Genomic DNA, 13,364 nt, shown 5'->3' on the forward strand with positions numbered 1-13,364 from the left:
GAACAGGCGCGGGCGGGCCGGTCAGTTCGGCAGCATCATCTGCTTCGCCGTCGGGACCGTCTTCGCATAGTTCAGGTCGTAGGTCTTGTCTTTCAGCGGATCGAGCGCCGTGCCTTCGGACACGTCATAGATCTTTGGCCGAAGCGCGCCGCCTTCCGCCTGCGCCGGCAGGGAAAGATCAAGCGCGGGCTCGACGCGCGCCGTCTGCGCGGACCGCGGCTCGACCGGCGCCGGCGTCTCGGGCGCCGCCGCGAGCGCGGCGTTGAGAGCGATTTCCGGGTCCGCGCGATCTGAAACGACGCCTGGCGCGTCGGAGTCCGCGGGCGCGGGGCTCGCCGGGGCCACGCCCCGCCGCGCCGCGCCAAAGGGATCCGGCGCCGTTCTGTCGCGCGCGGCGAGGGTTTCCGCGGGCGCAGCTTCGTCGGAGCCGTCGAGCACGGCCTCTGCCGGCGCGCCGCGCAGCGTGAGCCCCAGTTCATCGAGCCCCGGCCCCAGCGCAAGGCCCGTCTCCGCGCCCGCAAATCCGCCGTCGTGGCCGCGTTTGCCCGTGCGCGATTTGGTGGCGAGCCTGAGATTGGCGCTCCAGGGCGCGTTGAGCGACAGCGGGTCGCCGACGACGCTGAAGGCGCGTTCGAACTCCGACGGCGCCGCGGCGGCCTGCGTGGATCGCTCGGGCAGCGCGCCATAGATGGAGCCGCCGCCCTTCGCGCCGCGCTGGTCGGGTTTCGGCGCGGCGCGCCCGGCCGGAGCGGCCGGCGCCGCCTGCTCGTCGTCCGGCGTCGCGCCCGCCTTGTCCTTCGAATCGCGCTCGATCTGGCGCCAGCGCTGCACATTGCGGCTGTGCTGGCCGAGCGTCTCCGAGAACACATGGCCGCCCGTTCCATCGGCCACGAAATAGAGATCCTGCGTGCGCGACGGATTGGCGACGGCCTCGAGCGCGGCGCGGCCGGGATTGGCGATCGGCCCGGGCGGCAGGCCGTCGATCGTATAGGTGTTGTAGGGCGTCGGCCGTTCGAGCTCGCTGCGGGTGATGCCGCGCCCGAGCGTGCCCTTGCCGCCGACGAGGCCGTAGACGATCGTCGGATCGGACTGGAGCCGCATGCGCTTCGACAGGCGGTTCATGAAGACGCTCGCCACGCGCGGCCGTTCGTCGGCTTTGCCGGTCTCCTTCTCGACGATCGAGGCCAGGATCACCATCTCATAAGGCGAATGCAGCGGCAGGTTCGAGGTGCGCTTCGCCCAGATCTGGTCGACCGCCTTCTTCTGGTCGTCCTGCATCTTCTTCAGGAGATCGCCGCGCGACCATCCGCGCGTCACCTTGTAGGTGTCGGGCATCAGGCTGCCTTCCTTCGGCGTCTCGCGCACCTCGCCGGTGAGCACGTCGCTTTCCAGCAGGCGTTCGACGATCTGCAGGCTGGTGAGCCCCTCGGGAATGGTGATCGCGTGCAGCACCTGCTTGCCGCTGACGAGCGTGTCCATCACTTCGCGCAGGCTCGCGCCCTGCTTGAAGAGATATTCGCCGGCCTTGACCTTGGAGCGCTTGCCTTCGACGAGCAGCGCGACGTTGAACAGGAAGGGGCTGTCGATCACGCCCTGCCGGTCGAGCTCGCCGATGATCTCGGGCAGGTCGGTGCCCGGCACGATATAGAGCACCTTGTCGGCGGCGAGCGGCCCCGGCGCCTTGATGCGCTGCTCGCTCCACACCACGCCGAGGACGCCGGCGAGCGCCACGATGAGCAGGAAGGACAGAAAGCCGCTGACCGCCGACATGATCGGCCGTCTCCGGCTCGGCGGCACGGGCGGCGGCGGCGGCGCGACCTCGGGCTGGAGCGCCTCGTTGGGGCTCTGTGGCCCGGCGCGATAGGCCGGGCGCCCGGCCTGCGGGGCCTGCCGCTGCGTCGGATCGGATGAATTGGGCGGAGGCGCGGCCATGGCTCGTTTCCCGTTTGGACCGCAAGGCGGCTCGATCCGAACCCGTCTCGGCCGCGGTCAGGAGGCGTCCGCCGCCTGATTTTGCGACCGGAGTTCCAACCAGAAAATTATGGCGAAATCGGGCGCCGGGCGAGTCGCGGGACGCGACCGGCGCCGCCGGTTCGCAAACATGCGCCGTCCGTCCCAAGGCGCGTGCGCCTCTGGCCGCCGGAGCGGCTTCAGCCAGGATGCTTCAGGATCAGGCAGGCGTTGGTGCCGCCGAAGCCGAAGGAGTTCGACAGCACGAATTCGATCTCGCGCTTGCGCGCGTTGTGCGGCGCGAGGTCGATCGGGGTTTCGACGGAAGGGTTGTCGAGGTTGAGCGTGGGGGGCGCGATCTGGTCGCGCAGCGCGAGCGCGCCGAAGATCGCCTCGACGGCGCCGGCCGCGCCGAGAAGATGGCCGATCGCCGATTTGGTCGACGACATGGTGAGATTCTTCGGCGACTCGCCGACGAGCCGGTGCACCGCCTGAAGCTCGATCTCGTCGCCGAGCGGCGTCGAGGTCCCGTGGGCGTTGATGTAGTCGATGTCTTCGGGCGCGATTCCGGCGCGTTTGAGCGCGGCGGCCATGGCCCGATAGGCGCCGTCGCCGGTCGGCTGCGGCGCGGTGATGTGATAGGCGTCGCCCGAGAGGCCGTAACCGACGATTTCGGCGTAAATCTTCGCCCCGCGCGCCTTTGCGTGCTCATAGGATTCGAGCACGACGCAACCCGCGCCCTCGCCGACGACGAAGCCGTCGCGGTCCTTGTCATAGGGGCGCGAAGCGGCTTTCGGACGGTCGTTGAAGCCGGTCGACAGGGCGCGACAGGCGGCGAAGCCCGCGACGCCGATGCGGCTGATCGGCGATTCGGCGCCGCCCGCCACCATGACCTCGGCGTCGCCGAGCGCGATGAGCCGGGCGGCGTCGCCGATCGCATGGGCGCCGGTCGAGCAGGCGGTGACGACCGCATGGTTCGGGCCGCGCAGGCCATGCTGGATCGAGACATAGCCGCCGGCGAGATTGATCAGCCGGCCAGGAATGAAGAAGGGCGAGACGCGACGCGCGCCCTTTTCATGCAGGGTCACGGCGGTTTCGGCGATGCCGGTGAGGCCGCCGATGCCCGAGCCGATCAGCACGCCGGTCGAGATCTGCTCTTCATAGGTCGAAGGCTTCCAGCCGGCGTCGTCGAGCGCCTGCGTGGCGGCGGCGACGGCGAAGACGATGAACGGATCGACCTTGCGCTGCTCCTTCGGCTCCATCCAGTCGTCGGCGTTGAAGGCGCCGTCGGAGCCGTCGCCGCGCGGCACGGGCATGGCGATCTTGCAGGGGATGTCGGACACGTCGAACTCGTCGATCGTCCGCGCGCCGCTCTGCCCGGCGATCAGCCGGGCCCAGGTCTCCTCGACGCCGCAGGCGAGCGGCGAGACCATTCCCATCCCGGTGACGACAACTCTACGCATGGTCTTGCGATCCGGCGAAATTCGCGAGTCGGCCAACGCCCTTGGCGCGGCCTTGGAAAAGGCCGCGCTCGACGCCTGGTCCGGCGCGCGGTCCGGCCTCGGGGCGAGCCTCCGGCCGGCGAAATGACGCGCGAAGTCTCAACTCCGCGCTTCCGCCCGCTCCGCCGGCGATCGCGCCGGACGGAAGGAGCGGCCCTCAACGGGCGCGCGTGGGCGAGCCGGCGAAGGCGCGCCCGGCGCCCCGGTCAGGCGGCGGTGGCCTTTTCGAGGAAATTGACGGCGTCGCCGACGGTGACGATCGTCTCGGCCGCGTCGTCGGGAATCTCGACGCTGAATTCTTCTTCGAAGGCCATCACGAGTTCGACCGTGTCGAGCGAATCCGCTCCGAGATCCTCGATGAAATTGGCGTTGTCGACGACTTTGTCGGCGTCGACGCCAAGATGTTCGATTACGATTTTCTTCACCCGCTCGGCGACATCGCTCATGGCGTTTCGATCCTTGTCCCTTAAAAATTTGCCGATTTCCGCCGGCGTCGACGCGGCCCCGAGGCCGCCCTGTCGCCGCGCCGGGAGCCGCGATCCGTCGGGCTCAGCGCGGCGGACGATTTCTTCGCGCCTCCCCGAGGCCCTTGAAACCGCGCGAATATCGCGTTTCCCCACAGTTGACGCAGGCTTGGTAACACGTTTCAATCCCCTTGGCGAGAGCTTGCGCGCCCCCCGGGAAATTGACCCTAAGCCCCTCAGATCATTGCCATTCCTCCGTTGACGTGCAAGGTCTGGCCGGTCGTGTAGGAGGCTTCCGCGCTGGCCAGATAGACCACCGCGGCGGCGATTTCGGCGCCGGTTCCAAGGCGCCCCATGGGCACTGCGGAAAGCGCCGCCGCGCGCTGCTTCTCGTTGAGCGCGTCGGTCATCGGGCTCTCGATGAAGCCCGGCGCCACGCAATTGACGGTGACGTTGCGGCTCGCGACCTCGGCGGCGAGGCTCTTGAACATGCCGATCATGCCGGCCTTCGAGGCGGCGTAATTGCCCTGTCCCGGATTGCCGACGACGCCGACCACCGAGGTGATCCCGATGATGCGGCCGAAGCGCTTGCGCATCATCGGCTTGAGGCAGGCGCGCGCGAGCCGGAACGTCGCGGTCAGATTGACCGCGATCACCGCGTCCCATTCCTCGTCCTTCATGCGCATGAAGAGATTGTCGCGGGTGACGCCGGCGTTGCTGACGAGAACGTCGAGTCCGCCGAGCGCCTTCTCGGCGGCCGGCACGAGCGCTTCGACCGACGCGGCGTCGGAGAGGTCGCAGGGCAGGATCTCGACGCGCCCGCCAAGTTCGGCGGCGAGCGCCTCGAGCGCTTCGCGGCGCGTGCCCGAAAGACCGACGCGCGCGCCCTGCGCGTGGAGCCCCCGCGCGATCTCCCTGCCGATGCCTCCGCTCGCGCCCGTGACGAGCGCGGTCCTGTCGGTCAGATCAAACATGAAAACGTCTCCGGAGCGCTTCAGGCGAGCGCCTTGTAGGCGGGAAGGTCGGCCGGCGTTCCGACGGAGATCCCGCCCGCGGCCGCGCAGACGCGCTTGACGAGGCCGGCCAGCACCTTGCCCGCGCCGCATTCGACGAACGTCGAGACGCCGCCCTCGGCCATGAAGACGAGGCTTTCGCGCCAGCGCACGGCGCCCGTCGCCTGGCGCACGAGCAGGCCGCGGATCTCCTCGGGATCGCTCACGGATTTCGCCACGACATTGGCGACGAGCGGAACGGACGGCGCGAGGATGTCGACGCCGGCGAGCGCCTCCTTCATCTTTTCGGCGGCCGGGGCCATGAGGCGGCAGTGAAAGGGCGCGGAAACCGGCAGCAGGACTGAACGGCGCGCGCCTGCCTCTTTGGCGATCTCGATCGCCCGGGCGACCGCCGCGGCCGTGCCCGAAACGACCACCTGGCCGCCGCCATTGTCGTTCGCGACCTCGCAGACCGCGCCTTCGCCGGCCTCGGCGGCGGCTTGCGCCGCGACCGTCGCGGCGGCTTCGGCGTCGATTCCGAGCAGGGCGGCCATGGCCCCCTCCCCGACCGGCACCGCCGCCTGCATCGCTTCGCCGCGCGTGCGCAAAAGCCTCGCGGCGTCGGCGACGCCGAGCGAGCCCGCCGCGGCCAGCGCCGAATATTCGCCGAGCGAATGGCCGGCGACGAAGGCCGCGTCGCGCGCGAGGTCGAGCCCCGCCTCAGCTTCAAGAACGCGGATCGTCGCGAGGCTCGCGGCCATCAGGGCCGGCTGGGCGTTGGCGGTGAGCGTGAGTTCGTCCTGCGGGCCTTCGAACATCAGCGTCGACAGCTTGCGGCCGAGAGCTTCGTCCACTTCGTCGAGCAAGGCGCGCGCGACGGAAAACTCGTCGGCCAAAGCCCTGGCCATGCCCACGCTCTGCGAACCCTGCCCCGGAAAGATGAAAGCCCTCGACGTCCCGCTCAACGCGCCATCCCGAATTCGTCAGATCGTTGCGGCGGCGAAGTGACATCGTGACGCTGGTCTGTCAAGCGGACGGCGCAATTCTTTTGCGCGCCCGCCGCGGCCGTGGCGGGCGCCATGCGTCGCCATGCGTCCCCGGCATGGCGAGAGGCGGATGGCGAGGGGCGGATGCGCTCATGAAAACGCTCCTGGCGGGTTGCGCCCTGACGTAAAGACGTTATAAAGCGCGCTTCGCGGTCCCGGCTGGGGGCTGAACGGAAAAGCGCGCCCGCGCGCAGGAGCCAAGGCTCCGTTTTCCCGTGTCTCCGCCTTCGTCTGTCTCGTCGAGCCTTTCCGGGGCTCGAAGGGCTTTGCGCCGGGACGCGACGCCGAAATCTTCGGCCCGTCACGAAAGGCAAGAGTCATGGCTCTTTACGAGCACATCTATCTTGCTCGCCAGGATATTTCCGCGCAGCAGGCGGAAACCCTGACCGAGCAGTTCAAGTCGGTTCTCGAATCGCTCGGCGGCAAGGTCGAGAAGGTCGAATACTGGGGCGTGAAGACGCTCGCCTACCGCATCAAGAAGAACCGCAAGGCGCATTTCACCCTGCTCAACATCGACGCCCCGCCGGCCGCGATCGCCGAGATGGAGCGCCAGAGCGGCATCAACGAGGACGTGCTGCGCTTCATCACCATCCGCGTCGACGCGCTCGAGGCCGGCCCCTCGGCGATGATGCGCAAGCGCGACGACGACGACCGCGGCGAGCGCGGAGACCGTGGCGATCGCCGCGGGCCGCGCCCGGACCGCGGGCCGCGCCGCCCGCGTGAAGAAGCCCCCGTCGCCGAAGAAGGGAACGCCTGATGTCCACCGCCGCTCCCCGCCGTCCCTTCTTCCGCCGCCGCAAGACCTGCCCCTTCTCCGGGCCGAACGCGCCGAAGATCGACTACAAGGACACGCGCCTGCTCTCGCGCTACATCTCCGAGCGCGGCAAGATCGTGCCCTCGCGCATCACCGCCGTCTCGGCCAAGAAGCAGCGCGAGCTCGCCCAGGCGATCAAGCGCGCGCGTTTCCTCGGCCTTCTGCCCTACGTCATCCGCTGACTTAAGGCCGCGCCGGCGTAACGCCCGGGCCTTCGCACGCCGGCTCCAAAGCTTCCCCGTCGCGCCGAAAAATTCAGGAGCGGCGGCTTCGCCTCCGCTCCTGCGATTCACGCCGAAGCGGGCTCCCAGATGTTGGGACGGGCGGGCTGTTCAGAGCCTGACCCCTCTCTAACCGCCCCGCGCGGGACAGCACGCCGATGGCCGACCGACACTCCTTTTTGCCGCCGCCCGCCGTCGCCCTCGGCGCGGGCCTCGCTTCGGCGCTGCTGTTCGGCCTCGTCAGCACGGCGAGCACGCTCGCCGTCGGCCTCGCCTATCTTTCCTCGCTGCCGCTGATGCTCGCGATGATCGGCTTCGGGCCGGCCGTCGGGCTTGGCGCCGGCCTCGTCGCCTGCGCCTCCATCGGGCTCGCGGGCTTCTTCCAGGCCGAGACAGGCGCCGTCTTCGCCGGCCTGACCTCGTCCGCAATCTTCATCTTCGCCCTCGCCGGTCCCGCGCTGTTTCTATCCTATCTGCTGTGCCGGGGGGCGCCGGTCGACCGGATCGTCGGCCTCGCCGCAGCCTGCGCGGCGGCGGTCGGATTCGCCATTGCGCTCGTCGCGACGGCGCGTTACGGCGGCTTCTACGCCGCGCTCGATCGCGTCGACGCCGTGCTGACGCCGGCGCTCGAAGCGGTGATCGGAGAGGCGCAGCTGCCCGACGGCGTCGACCTGCGCCGCATCGCGCGGGCCATTGCGCTCGCCGCGCCGCCGGCGGTCGCGGCGTCGACCCTCCTTATGCTCCTGATCAATCTCTGGCTCGCCGCGCGGGCGGCGCAGGCGTCCGGGCAATTGCCGCGGCCGTGGCCGGATCTCCCCTCCACGCTCGGCCTGCCCTTCGTCTGCGCGCCGATCTTCGCCGCCTGCCTCGTCGCCGCCTTCATTGGCGGTCTGCCGGGCCTCGCCGCGGCGATCGTCGCCGCGAGCCTGGCCATGGGCTTTGCGCTCGAGGGGCTCGCCGTGGTCCATGAGCTGACGCGGGGAAGCGCCTATCGCGGGCCGGTCCTGACGCTCGTCTATGTCGCGCTTTTCGTGGTCGTTCCGCCCTGGCTGCTCGGCCTTTTCGTCTTCGTGGGCCTCGCTGAACAGCTCGTCGGCCTGCGCGAACGCCGCCGCCGGTCCCGCGCCGCGGCCCTTCGATAATCCACCCTTTGACTTTTCAGAAAGGACAAACACGATGGAAGTCATTCTCATGGAGCGCGTCGCCAAGCTCGGCCAGATCGGCGACGTGGTGCGCGTCAAGGACGGCTATGCGCGCAACTATCTGCTCGCCACAGGCAAGGCGCTGCGCGCGACCGAGGCCAACAAGTCCCGCTTCGAAGGCCAGCGCGCTCAGCTCGAAGAGCGCAACCACGAGCTCAAGACGCAGGCCGAAGCCATCGCCGAGACGCTCAACGGCCAGACCTTCGTGATCGTCCGCCAGGCCGGCGAGACCGGCCACCTCTACGGCTCGGTGTCGCCGCGCGACATCGCCGAGGTCGCCGCCGCCGCAGGCTTCGCAATCACCCGCAACCAGGTGGTCCTCGCCACGCCGATCAAGACCATCGGCCTCGTCGAGGCGCCGGTCCATCTGCACCCGGAAGTCGTCGCGACGGTCACGATCAACGTCGCCCGCTCGCTCGCCGAGGCCGAACGCCAGGCGGCGGGCGAAGAGGTCAACACCGTCGAGGAAGCGTCGATGGACGATCTCGGCCTTGAAGTCGGCGCGGCGCTGGCCGACGCCGGCGGCAGCCTCGGCGACCGCTGACGCGTTCGGGCCTGCCCGACGGGAGACGCGCGGCGCGCAAGTCCCGTCGCGCTCCGGGCTATCCGCGCCGCCACGAAACGGCCGGACGACGCGCAAGGCCCGGACCGCGAGCCGGACAGACAAGCGCCGACAAAAAGCTCCCGCCTCACGGCGTGGGGCTTTTTTATTGCGCCGCCCCCTTCAGGCGGCGGGCCGAGCGCTCGCGTCCTGCGCGTCTAGGCTCCAAAAGAAAAGGCCCGGCGCGAGCCGGGCCTTTCCAATACAATGAAAGATCTTTCGATCAGAAGGCGCGCTGCACGCGCACGCGGCCTTCGTACTGGTTGCTCGAGCTGCGGTAGCCCGGCAGGCCGACCGAGTTCAGCACGGCGTCGGGCGCGAGGCCGGCCGGACGCGTGGTCGCGACGTTCACGTACATGAACTCGGCGCCGACGTCGAAGCCCTTGACCGGGGTCCAGACGAGGTTGGTGCCGACGCGGGCGGTGCTGATGTTGGAGACGCCGACGGCGCCGCCGTAGCCCTGCAGGGCGTTATAGGAGTAGTTGACTTTGGCGTAAGAGCCGTACACCGCCGAGGCGAGGGTCGGCAGCCAGTAGTGCTTGTAGGCCGCGACGACCGACCAGCCCGTCTGCTGCTCGCAGGCGCCGCTGAGCGTGAAGACGCAATCCGCGATGTTGTTCGGGTTCCAGTTGGCCGAGGTGTCGGCCGGGGTGAAGCCCGAACCCTGGAAGCGCAGGCCGTTCACCGCGCCGTAGCTCGAGGCGAGGTTGTTGCCCCAGATATAGCTGACCGCGCCCTGCTCATAGGCGGCCTGCAGCCACAGCTTGTCGCCCGGCGAGAGGTAGTCGACGTTCAGCTGCACGCCGCCCTGGATCGCCCAGCCGTAGGTGTCGTCGGTCGCGGCGGGCGCGCCAAGCATGTTGAAGTTGGTCGCGCCGGAAGCCCAGAGGCTGGCGCGCGCCTGATGGCCGGCGGCGGACAGCTGCGCGGAGCCCCATTTCTGGTCGATGCGGATGTTGCCGACGATGTCGGGCCAGCGCATGCCGGCGGGCTGGGCCGTGAAGGAGGTGCCGGCCATGCCGTTGAGGGAGGCCGCGGTCAGGGCGCCCGCGGCGTTATAGGCGCCGGAGACGGTGCTGCCGATCGCCGTCGAACGCGCCGCCTGGTCTTCGATCGAGACCGTCGCCGACCAGCCGTCGCCGAAGCGATAGGTGTAGGCGAGGAGCTGGGTCGTGGCGTTGGAGCCGGCGAGGTTCTGATAGTTGTAGGCGCTGGCGTAGAAGTCGAACATCGACTGCGCGCGGCCGGCGGTGAGGCCGGCGAACTGGATGAACGCCTTGTTGACGATCGTCGTCTCGCGGACGGCCGAGTTCATCGTGTTGTTATAGAGGCCGGAGGCGAAGCTCGAGCCGCTCTGCAGGCTGCCCGTGTTCGCGAAGCCCGTGCCGACGTAGGAGTCGACGCGCAGGAACGAGCGCAGCGTGCCCCAGGGCGTTCCCGTGCGGGCGTCGAGCTCGATACGGCCGAGGGTGTTCCAGCCGTAGGCGTCGCGCGTGCGGGCGTTGGTGTACTGGGCGCCGGTCGGGATATAGCCGAAAGTCGAGGCGCCGCCCGTCCCGCGGATCGCCGACGCGGGCAGCGTCGGGTTCATCGCCGCCGTGGAGGAGCCGAGGCCGGTCGCCGTGCCGGTCGCCTGGAAGGAAGCGCCGTTGACCTGATACGAGGCGTCGTAGAAACGAACTTCGCCCAACACCAATCCGCCGACCTTGAGGCAGGTGTCGGTGCCGGGGACATAGAAGAATCCGGAGCCGTAGGCGTCGCAGACGCGGACATATTCGATCGGCGCGGCCTGGCGGGCCGGCAGATCGGCGGCCTTGGCGCCGGACACGCCGACGACGGCCGCGGCGGATCCAAGGAGAAGGCCCTTCAACGCTTTCATCTTAAACCTCCGAGTAACTGACCCGATCAGGGACGGTCCTGACCTGCGCGCCGGCGATCCCCTTCGCCGTCCTGAAAAAGGCTTGCGCCGATCGGCCAGGCAGCCGTCGTCCCGTTCTTTCCGGACCGGAGCGCCTGTCATGAGGCCGCCTCGCCGTTCCGGGGTCACGATCGGGTTGGCCCCCCTCTCGTTCGCAGGTCGACATTAGCTTCGGGGCCAGATTTGGAAAACACGATTCGCGCCCGTTTCTCGCTTAAGCGACCGACTGTTGCAGGCGAGCAACCCTTTGGGCGCCGGCATGGCGGCGTGACCGCTTGCGTTCGCCCGCCGCCTCGGGCATATGTCCGCGACGCGGCGCCGGAACGATCGCCTGCGTCCGAGCGGAGACGTGGCCGAGAGGCTGAAGGCGGCGGTTTGCTAAACCGTTATAGGGTTGTAAAGCCCTATCGAGGGTTCGAATCCCTCCGTCTCCGCCAAATCTTCACACGAAGCTTCTGTAATCATTGTCGATTTCAGAATCGGTCTGTCCGGTCGAACACGCGGCCCGGCGTCGTGACGGCGTGCCCGGGCCAAAGGGCTCTCAAGGCTTGGCCCTGTAGCATCCAGGCGAGGTCGCGGCGGCCATCGCGTGAAATGTCGAAGAAATCGCCGGGCGGCGAACCGAACATGGCGAGCATGCCTTGCCCATGCGTCGAGCAACCACTCGTCGTCGTCGATCGCCCGACTCCAGGTCGCCTCATCGATCCCGGCAGGCCGCCGCAGTTGCAGGCCCACCCAGCCGCTTCATGCGCGACGCTTTCTTACAGGAGAGGCATGCGCCGACGAGCCAAAGCGAGCGTGCGCCTCGTTTCGATGACGCAGAATGTGCGCGATGATCCCACTGGCATTATGATCCGTCAGGGTTTCGCGCTGTTCGATGAGCGCCCGTCAGCCGAGATACGCAAACACGTCAGCGGCTCGATGAACAGGAACGCCCGACAGGTCTTCTGGAATGGCGCGGCTCCGCCCTGTGGCTATACGACCGTCGTGGTCGAACAGCGCGGCGCGCGCATGAAAAGGAAACTCGCCATCGACCCGGTCGAGGCGGAAATCCGCATCCACGGTCGCCGGAGCGTTCTGGAACGTCTTGTTACGGTCAGCGAGGCGGCTCCGGTCGGAGCGCCCGGTTTTATTCGTAAATGGCGCGCCTCGGAGGAGAAAGTTCGAACATTCTCTTTGAGACGCTGGAAGAATGGGAGCGCCATCTCGCGCAGCTAGACCCTAAGGGTCTGCGGTGCGGTGATGACAAGCCACCCTCGCCGTGATTTCCGGAGAGCGGCGGGCGCGACCCCGCTCAAGGCCCCGCCGCCCTTCTCGCTGCGGCTGACCGCCGCCGAACGGGCGCGGCTGGAAGACGACTCGGCCGGCAAGGCGCTCGGAGCCTACATCCGTGAGAGGCTGTTTGGCGGGGACGTCGCCCCGCGCAAGCGCCTGGGCGGCTTTCCGGTCAAGGACCATGAAGCGCTGGGGCGCGTCTTGGGGGCGCTGGGCCAGTCCCGGCTGTCCTCCAACCTCAACCAGCTCGCCAAGGCCGTGAATACCGGCTCGTTGCCGGTCACGCCGGAGACCGAGGCTGAACTTAAAGAAGCCTGCGGCGCGGTGTCGGCCATGCGGGATGAGCTGCTGCGCGCCCTCGGCAAGTCGCCCGGGGGCGGACCGTGATCCTGAAAGCCAAAGAGCGCGGGGACGCTCCGCAGCTTGCCCGCTATCTGCTCGCGCTGCGCGACAACGATCATGTCGAGCTGCATGAGGTGCGCGGCTTTGTCAGTGCCGACCTCGCCGGGGCGTTCGCCGAAGCCGACGCCATCGCCAAAGGCACGCGCTGCAAAAACCACATGTTTTCAATGAGCCTTAATCCGCCCCCGGGCGCAGCGGTCATCCGGCCTTTCATTTCCCGGTCTGACAGACAGGGCTGAAGCCGACGCAACCCCGTGCTGCGCGGGGTCCTCCTCTGCCGTTGCGGTCCTGCGGATGCGTTCTGCCGCCCTGTCCCTCCTTCCGGGATGGCATGAAAGGTCCGGATCGGCCGGACCTGAAAACCGAAGGAGGAAACTCATGATCTCACTGAAAGCCGCATTCGGCTCGGCCGCCGCAGGCGAGCGGAGCCCCCGCGTCTTCTGGCTGTTGGTCTGGGCGCTCGTCGTCCTCGATCCCAACTATCAACCGCCCAAGCCTGGTCCCGGCGTCGCGTACCCGCCGCCGACGCCCTAGCCGCAACGCTCCGGCCCCACCGGGCCGGAGCGTCCTGCCAGATCGGATGGTTCGGTCGGCAACGGCGGGCTGTTGATTCCGGTAGGGCTGGCGCTGCGCGAAGGCGCGGGGGATGCCGGGTGGGCGGGGCGAACCGGCGGGGGCTCGCCCCCAAGAGGGGGTGAATTCAGAAATTGGAAACCGGAAGCCTGAACGAAGAGTCCGGCTTCCGGCGTTGCGATCACGGCCCTCCGTCCCGATGGAATATCAGGGCGGCGGCGTAGAGGGCCGCTGCGTTCTGTAGCATCTCGTCAATACCAAGGGCGGTACCGATGGCCTGATTCTGCTCCCCGGCCTTAATGACGTTCTCGGCCTCGGTCGCCCGCTCCAGCGCCTCCGCGAGGGTGGCGCGAAGGGCGGAAAGGTTGGCGAGAATGATTGCCTGTCCGGTTGTGCTGTTCATC

General features: G+C 68.6%; 15 protein-coding genes and 1 tRNA gene. 9 read left to right on the forward strand and 7 right to left on the reverse strand.

The window, feature by feature from the left end:
• Positions 1-21: 21 nt before the first annotated feature.
• From mltG to fabD, 5 genes are all read right to left on the reverse strand, one after another.
• Complete coding sequence (gene mltG / locus ACILRB_RS00880) at positions 22-1,932, reverse strand: endolytic transglycosylase MltG (protein WP_395664415.1); 1,911 nt, start codon at positions 1,930-1,932, stop codon at positions 22-24.
• Between the two features lie 218 nt (positions 1,933-2,150).
• Positions 2,151-3,413, reverse strand: a complete 1,263-nt coding sequence (fabF, locus tag ACILRB_RS00885; RefSeq protein WP_395664416.1) for a beta-ketoacyl-ACP synthase II — start codon at positions 3,411-3,413, stop codon at positions 2,151-2,153.
• A gap of 245 nt (positions 3,414-3,658) precedes the next feature.
• Positions 3,659-3,898 (reverse strand): acyl carrier protein, encoded by a 240-nt coding sequence (locus ACILRB_RS00890; protein ID WP_012589934.1) that lies wholly within the window; start codon positions 3,896-3,898, stop codon positions 3,659-3,661.
• Positions 3,899-4,152: 254 nt separating this feature from the next.
• The gene (gene fabG, locus ACILRB_RS00895) at positions 4,153-4,890 is read right to left on the reverse strand and encodes a 3-oxoacyl-[acyl-carrier-protein] reductase (RefSeq protein ID WP_395664417.1); all 738 of its coding nucleotides are present in this window, start codon (positions 4,888-4,890) and stop codon (positions 4,153-4,155) included.
• 20 nt (positions 4,891-4,910) lie between these two features.
• Positions 4,911-5,873 carry an ACP S-malonyltransferase gene (fabD, locus tag ACILRB_RS00900; RefSeq protein ID WP_395664418.1) on the reverse strand — a complete coding sequence of 321 codons (963 nt, stop codon included), beginning with the start codon at positions 5,871-5,873 and terminating at the stop codon, positions 4,911-4,913.
• Between the two features lie 400 nt (positions 5,874-6,273).
• On the opposite strand from fabD, the gene rpsF reads away from it, so the two are divergent.
• The 4 genes from rpsF to rplI all read left to right on the forward strand — a co-directional run bounded on the left by rpsF (position 6,274) and on the right by rplI (position 8,735).
• Positions 6,274-6,711, forward strand: a complete 438-nt coding sequence (gene rpsF, locus ACILRB_RS00905) for a 30S ribosomal protein S6 (protein WP_395664419.1) — start codon at positions 6,274-6,276, stop codon at positions 6,709-6,711.
• On the forward strand, positions 6,708-6,950 hold the full coding sequence (rpsR, locus tag ACILRB_RS00910) for a 30S ribosomal protein S18 (RefSeq protein ID WP_395664483.1): 243 nt from the start codon (positions 6,708-6,710) through the stop codon (positions 6,948-6,950). The genes rpsF and rpsR overlap by 4 nt, the downstream gene beginning before the upstream one ends.
• 197 nt (positions 6,951-7,147) lie before the next feature.
• Positions 7,148-8,131 (forward strand): hypothetical protein, encoded by a 984-nt coding sequence (locus ACILRB_RS00915; protein ID WP_395664420.1) that lies wholly within the window; start codon positions 7,148-7,150, stop codon positions 8,129-8,131.
• 34 nt (positions 8,132-8,165) lie between these two features.
• Positions 8,166-8,735, forward strand: coding sequence for a 50S ribosomal protein L9 (gene rplI / locus ACILRB_RS00920; protein ID WP_395664421.1), 570 nt, complete (start codon positions 8,166-8,168; stop codon positions 8,733-8,735).
• Positions 8,736-9,015: 280 nt separating this feature from the next.
• Here rplI and ACILRB_RS00925 read toward each other — a convergent pair whose 3' ends face one another.
• Positions 9,016-10,671, reverse strand: coding sequence for a porin (locus ACILRB_RS00925; RefSeq protein ID WP_395664422.1), 1,656 nt, complete (start codon positions 10,669-10,671; stop codon positions 9,016-9,018).
• Between the two features lie 382 nt (positions 10,672-11,053).
• Between ACILRB_RS00925 and ACILRB_RS00930 the strand changes: the two genes are divergently transcribed.
• The 5 genes from ACILRB_RS00930 (at position 11,054) to ACILRB_RS00950 (ending at position 12,921) form a co-directional block, all read left to right on the forward strand.
• Positions 11,054-11,147: transfer RNA gene (locus tag ACILRB_RS00930), tRNA-Ser, on the forward strand.
• Between the two features lie 157 nt (positions 11,148-11,304).
• Positions 11,305-11,928 carry a hypothetical protein gene (locus ACILRB_RS00935; RefSeq protein ID WP_395664423.1) on the forward strand — a complete coding sequence of 208 codons (624 nt, stop codon included), beginning with the start codon at positions 11,305-11,307 and terminating at the stop codon, positions 11,926-11,928.
• Between the two features lie 24 nt (positions 11,929-11,952).
• Complete coding sequence (locus ACILRB_RS00940; RefSeq protein WP_395664484.1) at positions 11,953-12,372, forward strand: hypothetical protein; 420 nt, start codon at positions 11,953-11,955, stop codon at positions 12,370-12,372.
• A complete protein-coding gene (locus ACILRB_RS00945; RefSeq protein ID WP_395664424.1) occupies positions 12,369-12,626 on the forward strand; it encodes a hypothetical protein in 258 nt (85 codons plus the stop codon). Before ACILRB_RS00940 ends, ACILRB_RS00945 begins: the two co-directional genes overlap by 4 nt.
• Positions 12,627-12,765: 139 nt before the next feature.
• Positions 12,766-12,921 (forward strand): hypothetical protein, encoded by a 156-nt coding sequence (locus ACILRB_RS00950; protein ID WP_395664425.1) that lies wholly within the window; start codon positions 12,766-12,768, stop codon positions 12,919-12,921.
• A 220-nt stretch (positions 12,922-13,141) separates the two neighbouring features.
• Here ACILRB_RS00950 and ACILRB_RS00955 read toward each other — a convergent pair whose 3' ends face one another.
• Entirely contained in the window at positions 13,142-13,363 is a 222-nt protein-coding gene (locus tag ACILRB_RS00955; protein WP_395664426.1) for a hypothetical protein, read from the reverse strand.
• Between the last annotated feature and the right edge of the window lies 1 nt (position 13,364).

Source organism: Methylocella sp., assembly GCF_044226135.1.
Classification (GTDB): domain Bacteria; phylum Pseudomonadota; class Alphaproteobacteria; order Rhizobiales; family Beijerinckiaceae; genus Methylocapsa.

Coding starts and splice junctions, on each gene's coding strand:
- ACILRB_RS00955 (WP_395664426.1), bottom strand. CDS start 13,363: ATGAACAGCACAACCGGACAGGCAATCATTCTCGCCAACCTTTCCGCC.
- mltG (WP_395664415.1), bottom strand. CDS start 1,932: ATGGCCGCGCCTCCGCCCAATTCATCCGATCCGACGCAGCGGCAGGCC.
- fabF (WP_395664416.1), bottom strand. CDS start 3,413: ATGCGTAGAGTTGTCGTCACCGGGATGGGAATGGTCTCGCCGCTCGCC.
- ACILRB_RS00925 (WP_395664422.1), bottom strand. CDS start 10,671: ATGAAAGCGTTGAAGGGCCTTCTCCTTGGATCCGCCGCGGCCGTCGTC.
- ACILRB_RS00950 (WP_395664425.1), top strand. CDS start 12,766: ATGATCTCACTGAAAGCCGCATTCGGCTCGGCCGCCGCAGGCGAGCGG.
- ACILRB_RS00940 (WP_395664484.1), top strand. CDS start 11,953: ATGACAAGCCACCCTCGCCGTGATTTCCGGAGAGCGGCGGGCGCGACC.
- ACILRB_RS00935 (WP_395664423.1), top strand. CDS start 11,305: ATGTCGAAGAAATCGCCGGGCGGCGAACCGAACATGGCGAGCATGCCT.
- fabG (WP_395664417.1), bottom strand. CDS start 4,890: ATGTTTGATCTGACCGACAGGACCGCGCTCGTCACGGGCGCGAGCGGA.
- rpsF (WP_395664419.1), top strand. CDS start 6,274: ATGGCTCTTTACGAGCACATCTATCTTGCTCGCCAGGATATTTCCGCG.
- ACILRB_RS00890 (WP_012589934.1), bottom strand. CDS start 3,898: ATGAGCGATGTCGCCGAGCGGGTGAAGAAAATCGTAATCGAACATCTT.
- ACILRB_RS00915 (WP_395664420.1), top strand. CDS start 7,148: ATGGCCGACCGACACTCCTTTTTGCCGCCGCCCGCCGTCGCCCTCGGC.
- rplI (WP_395664421.1), top strand. CDS start 8,166: ATGGAAGTCATTCTCATGGAGCGCGTCGCCAAGCTCGGCCAGATCGGC.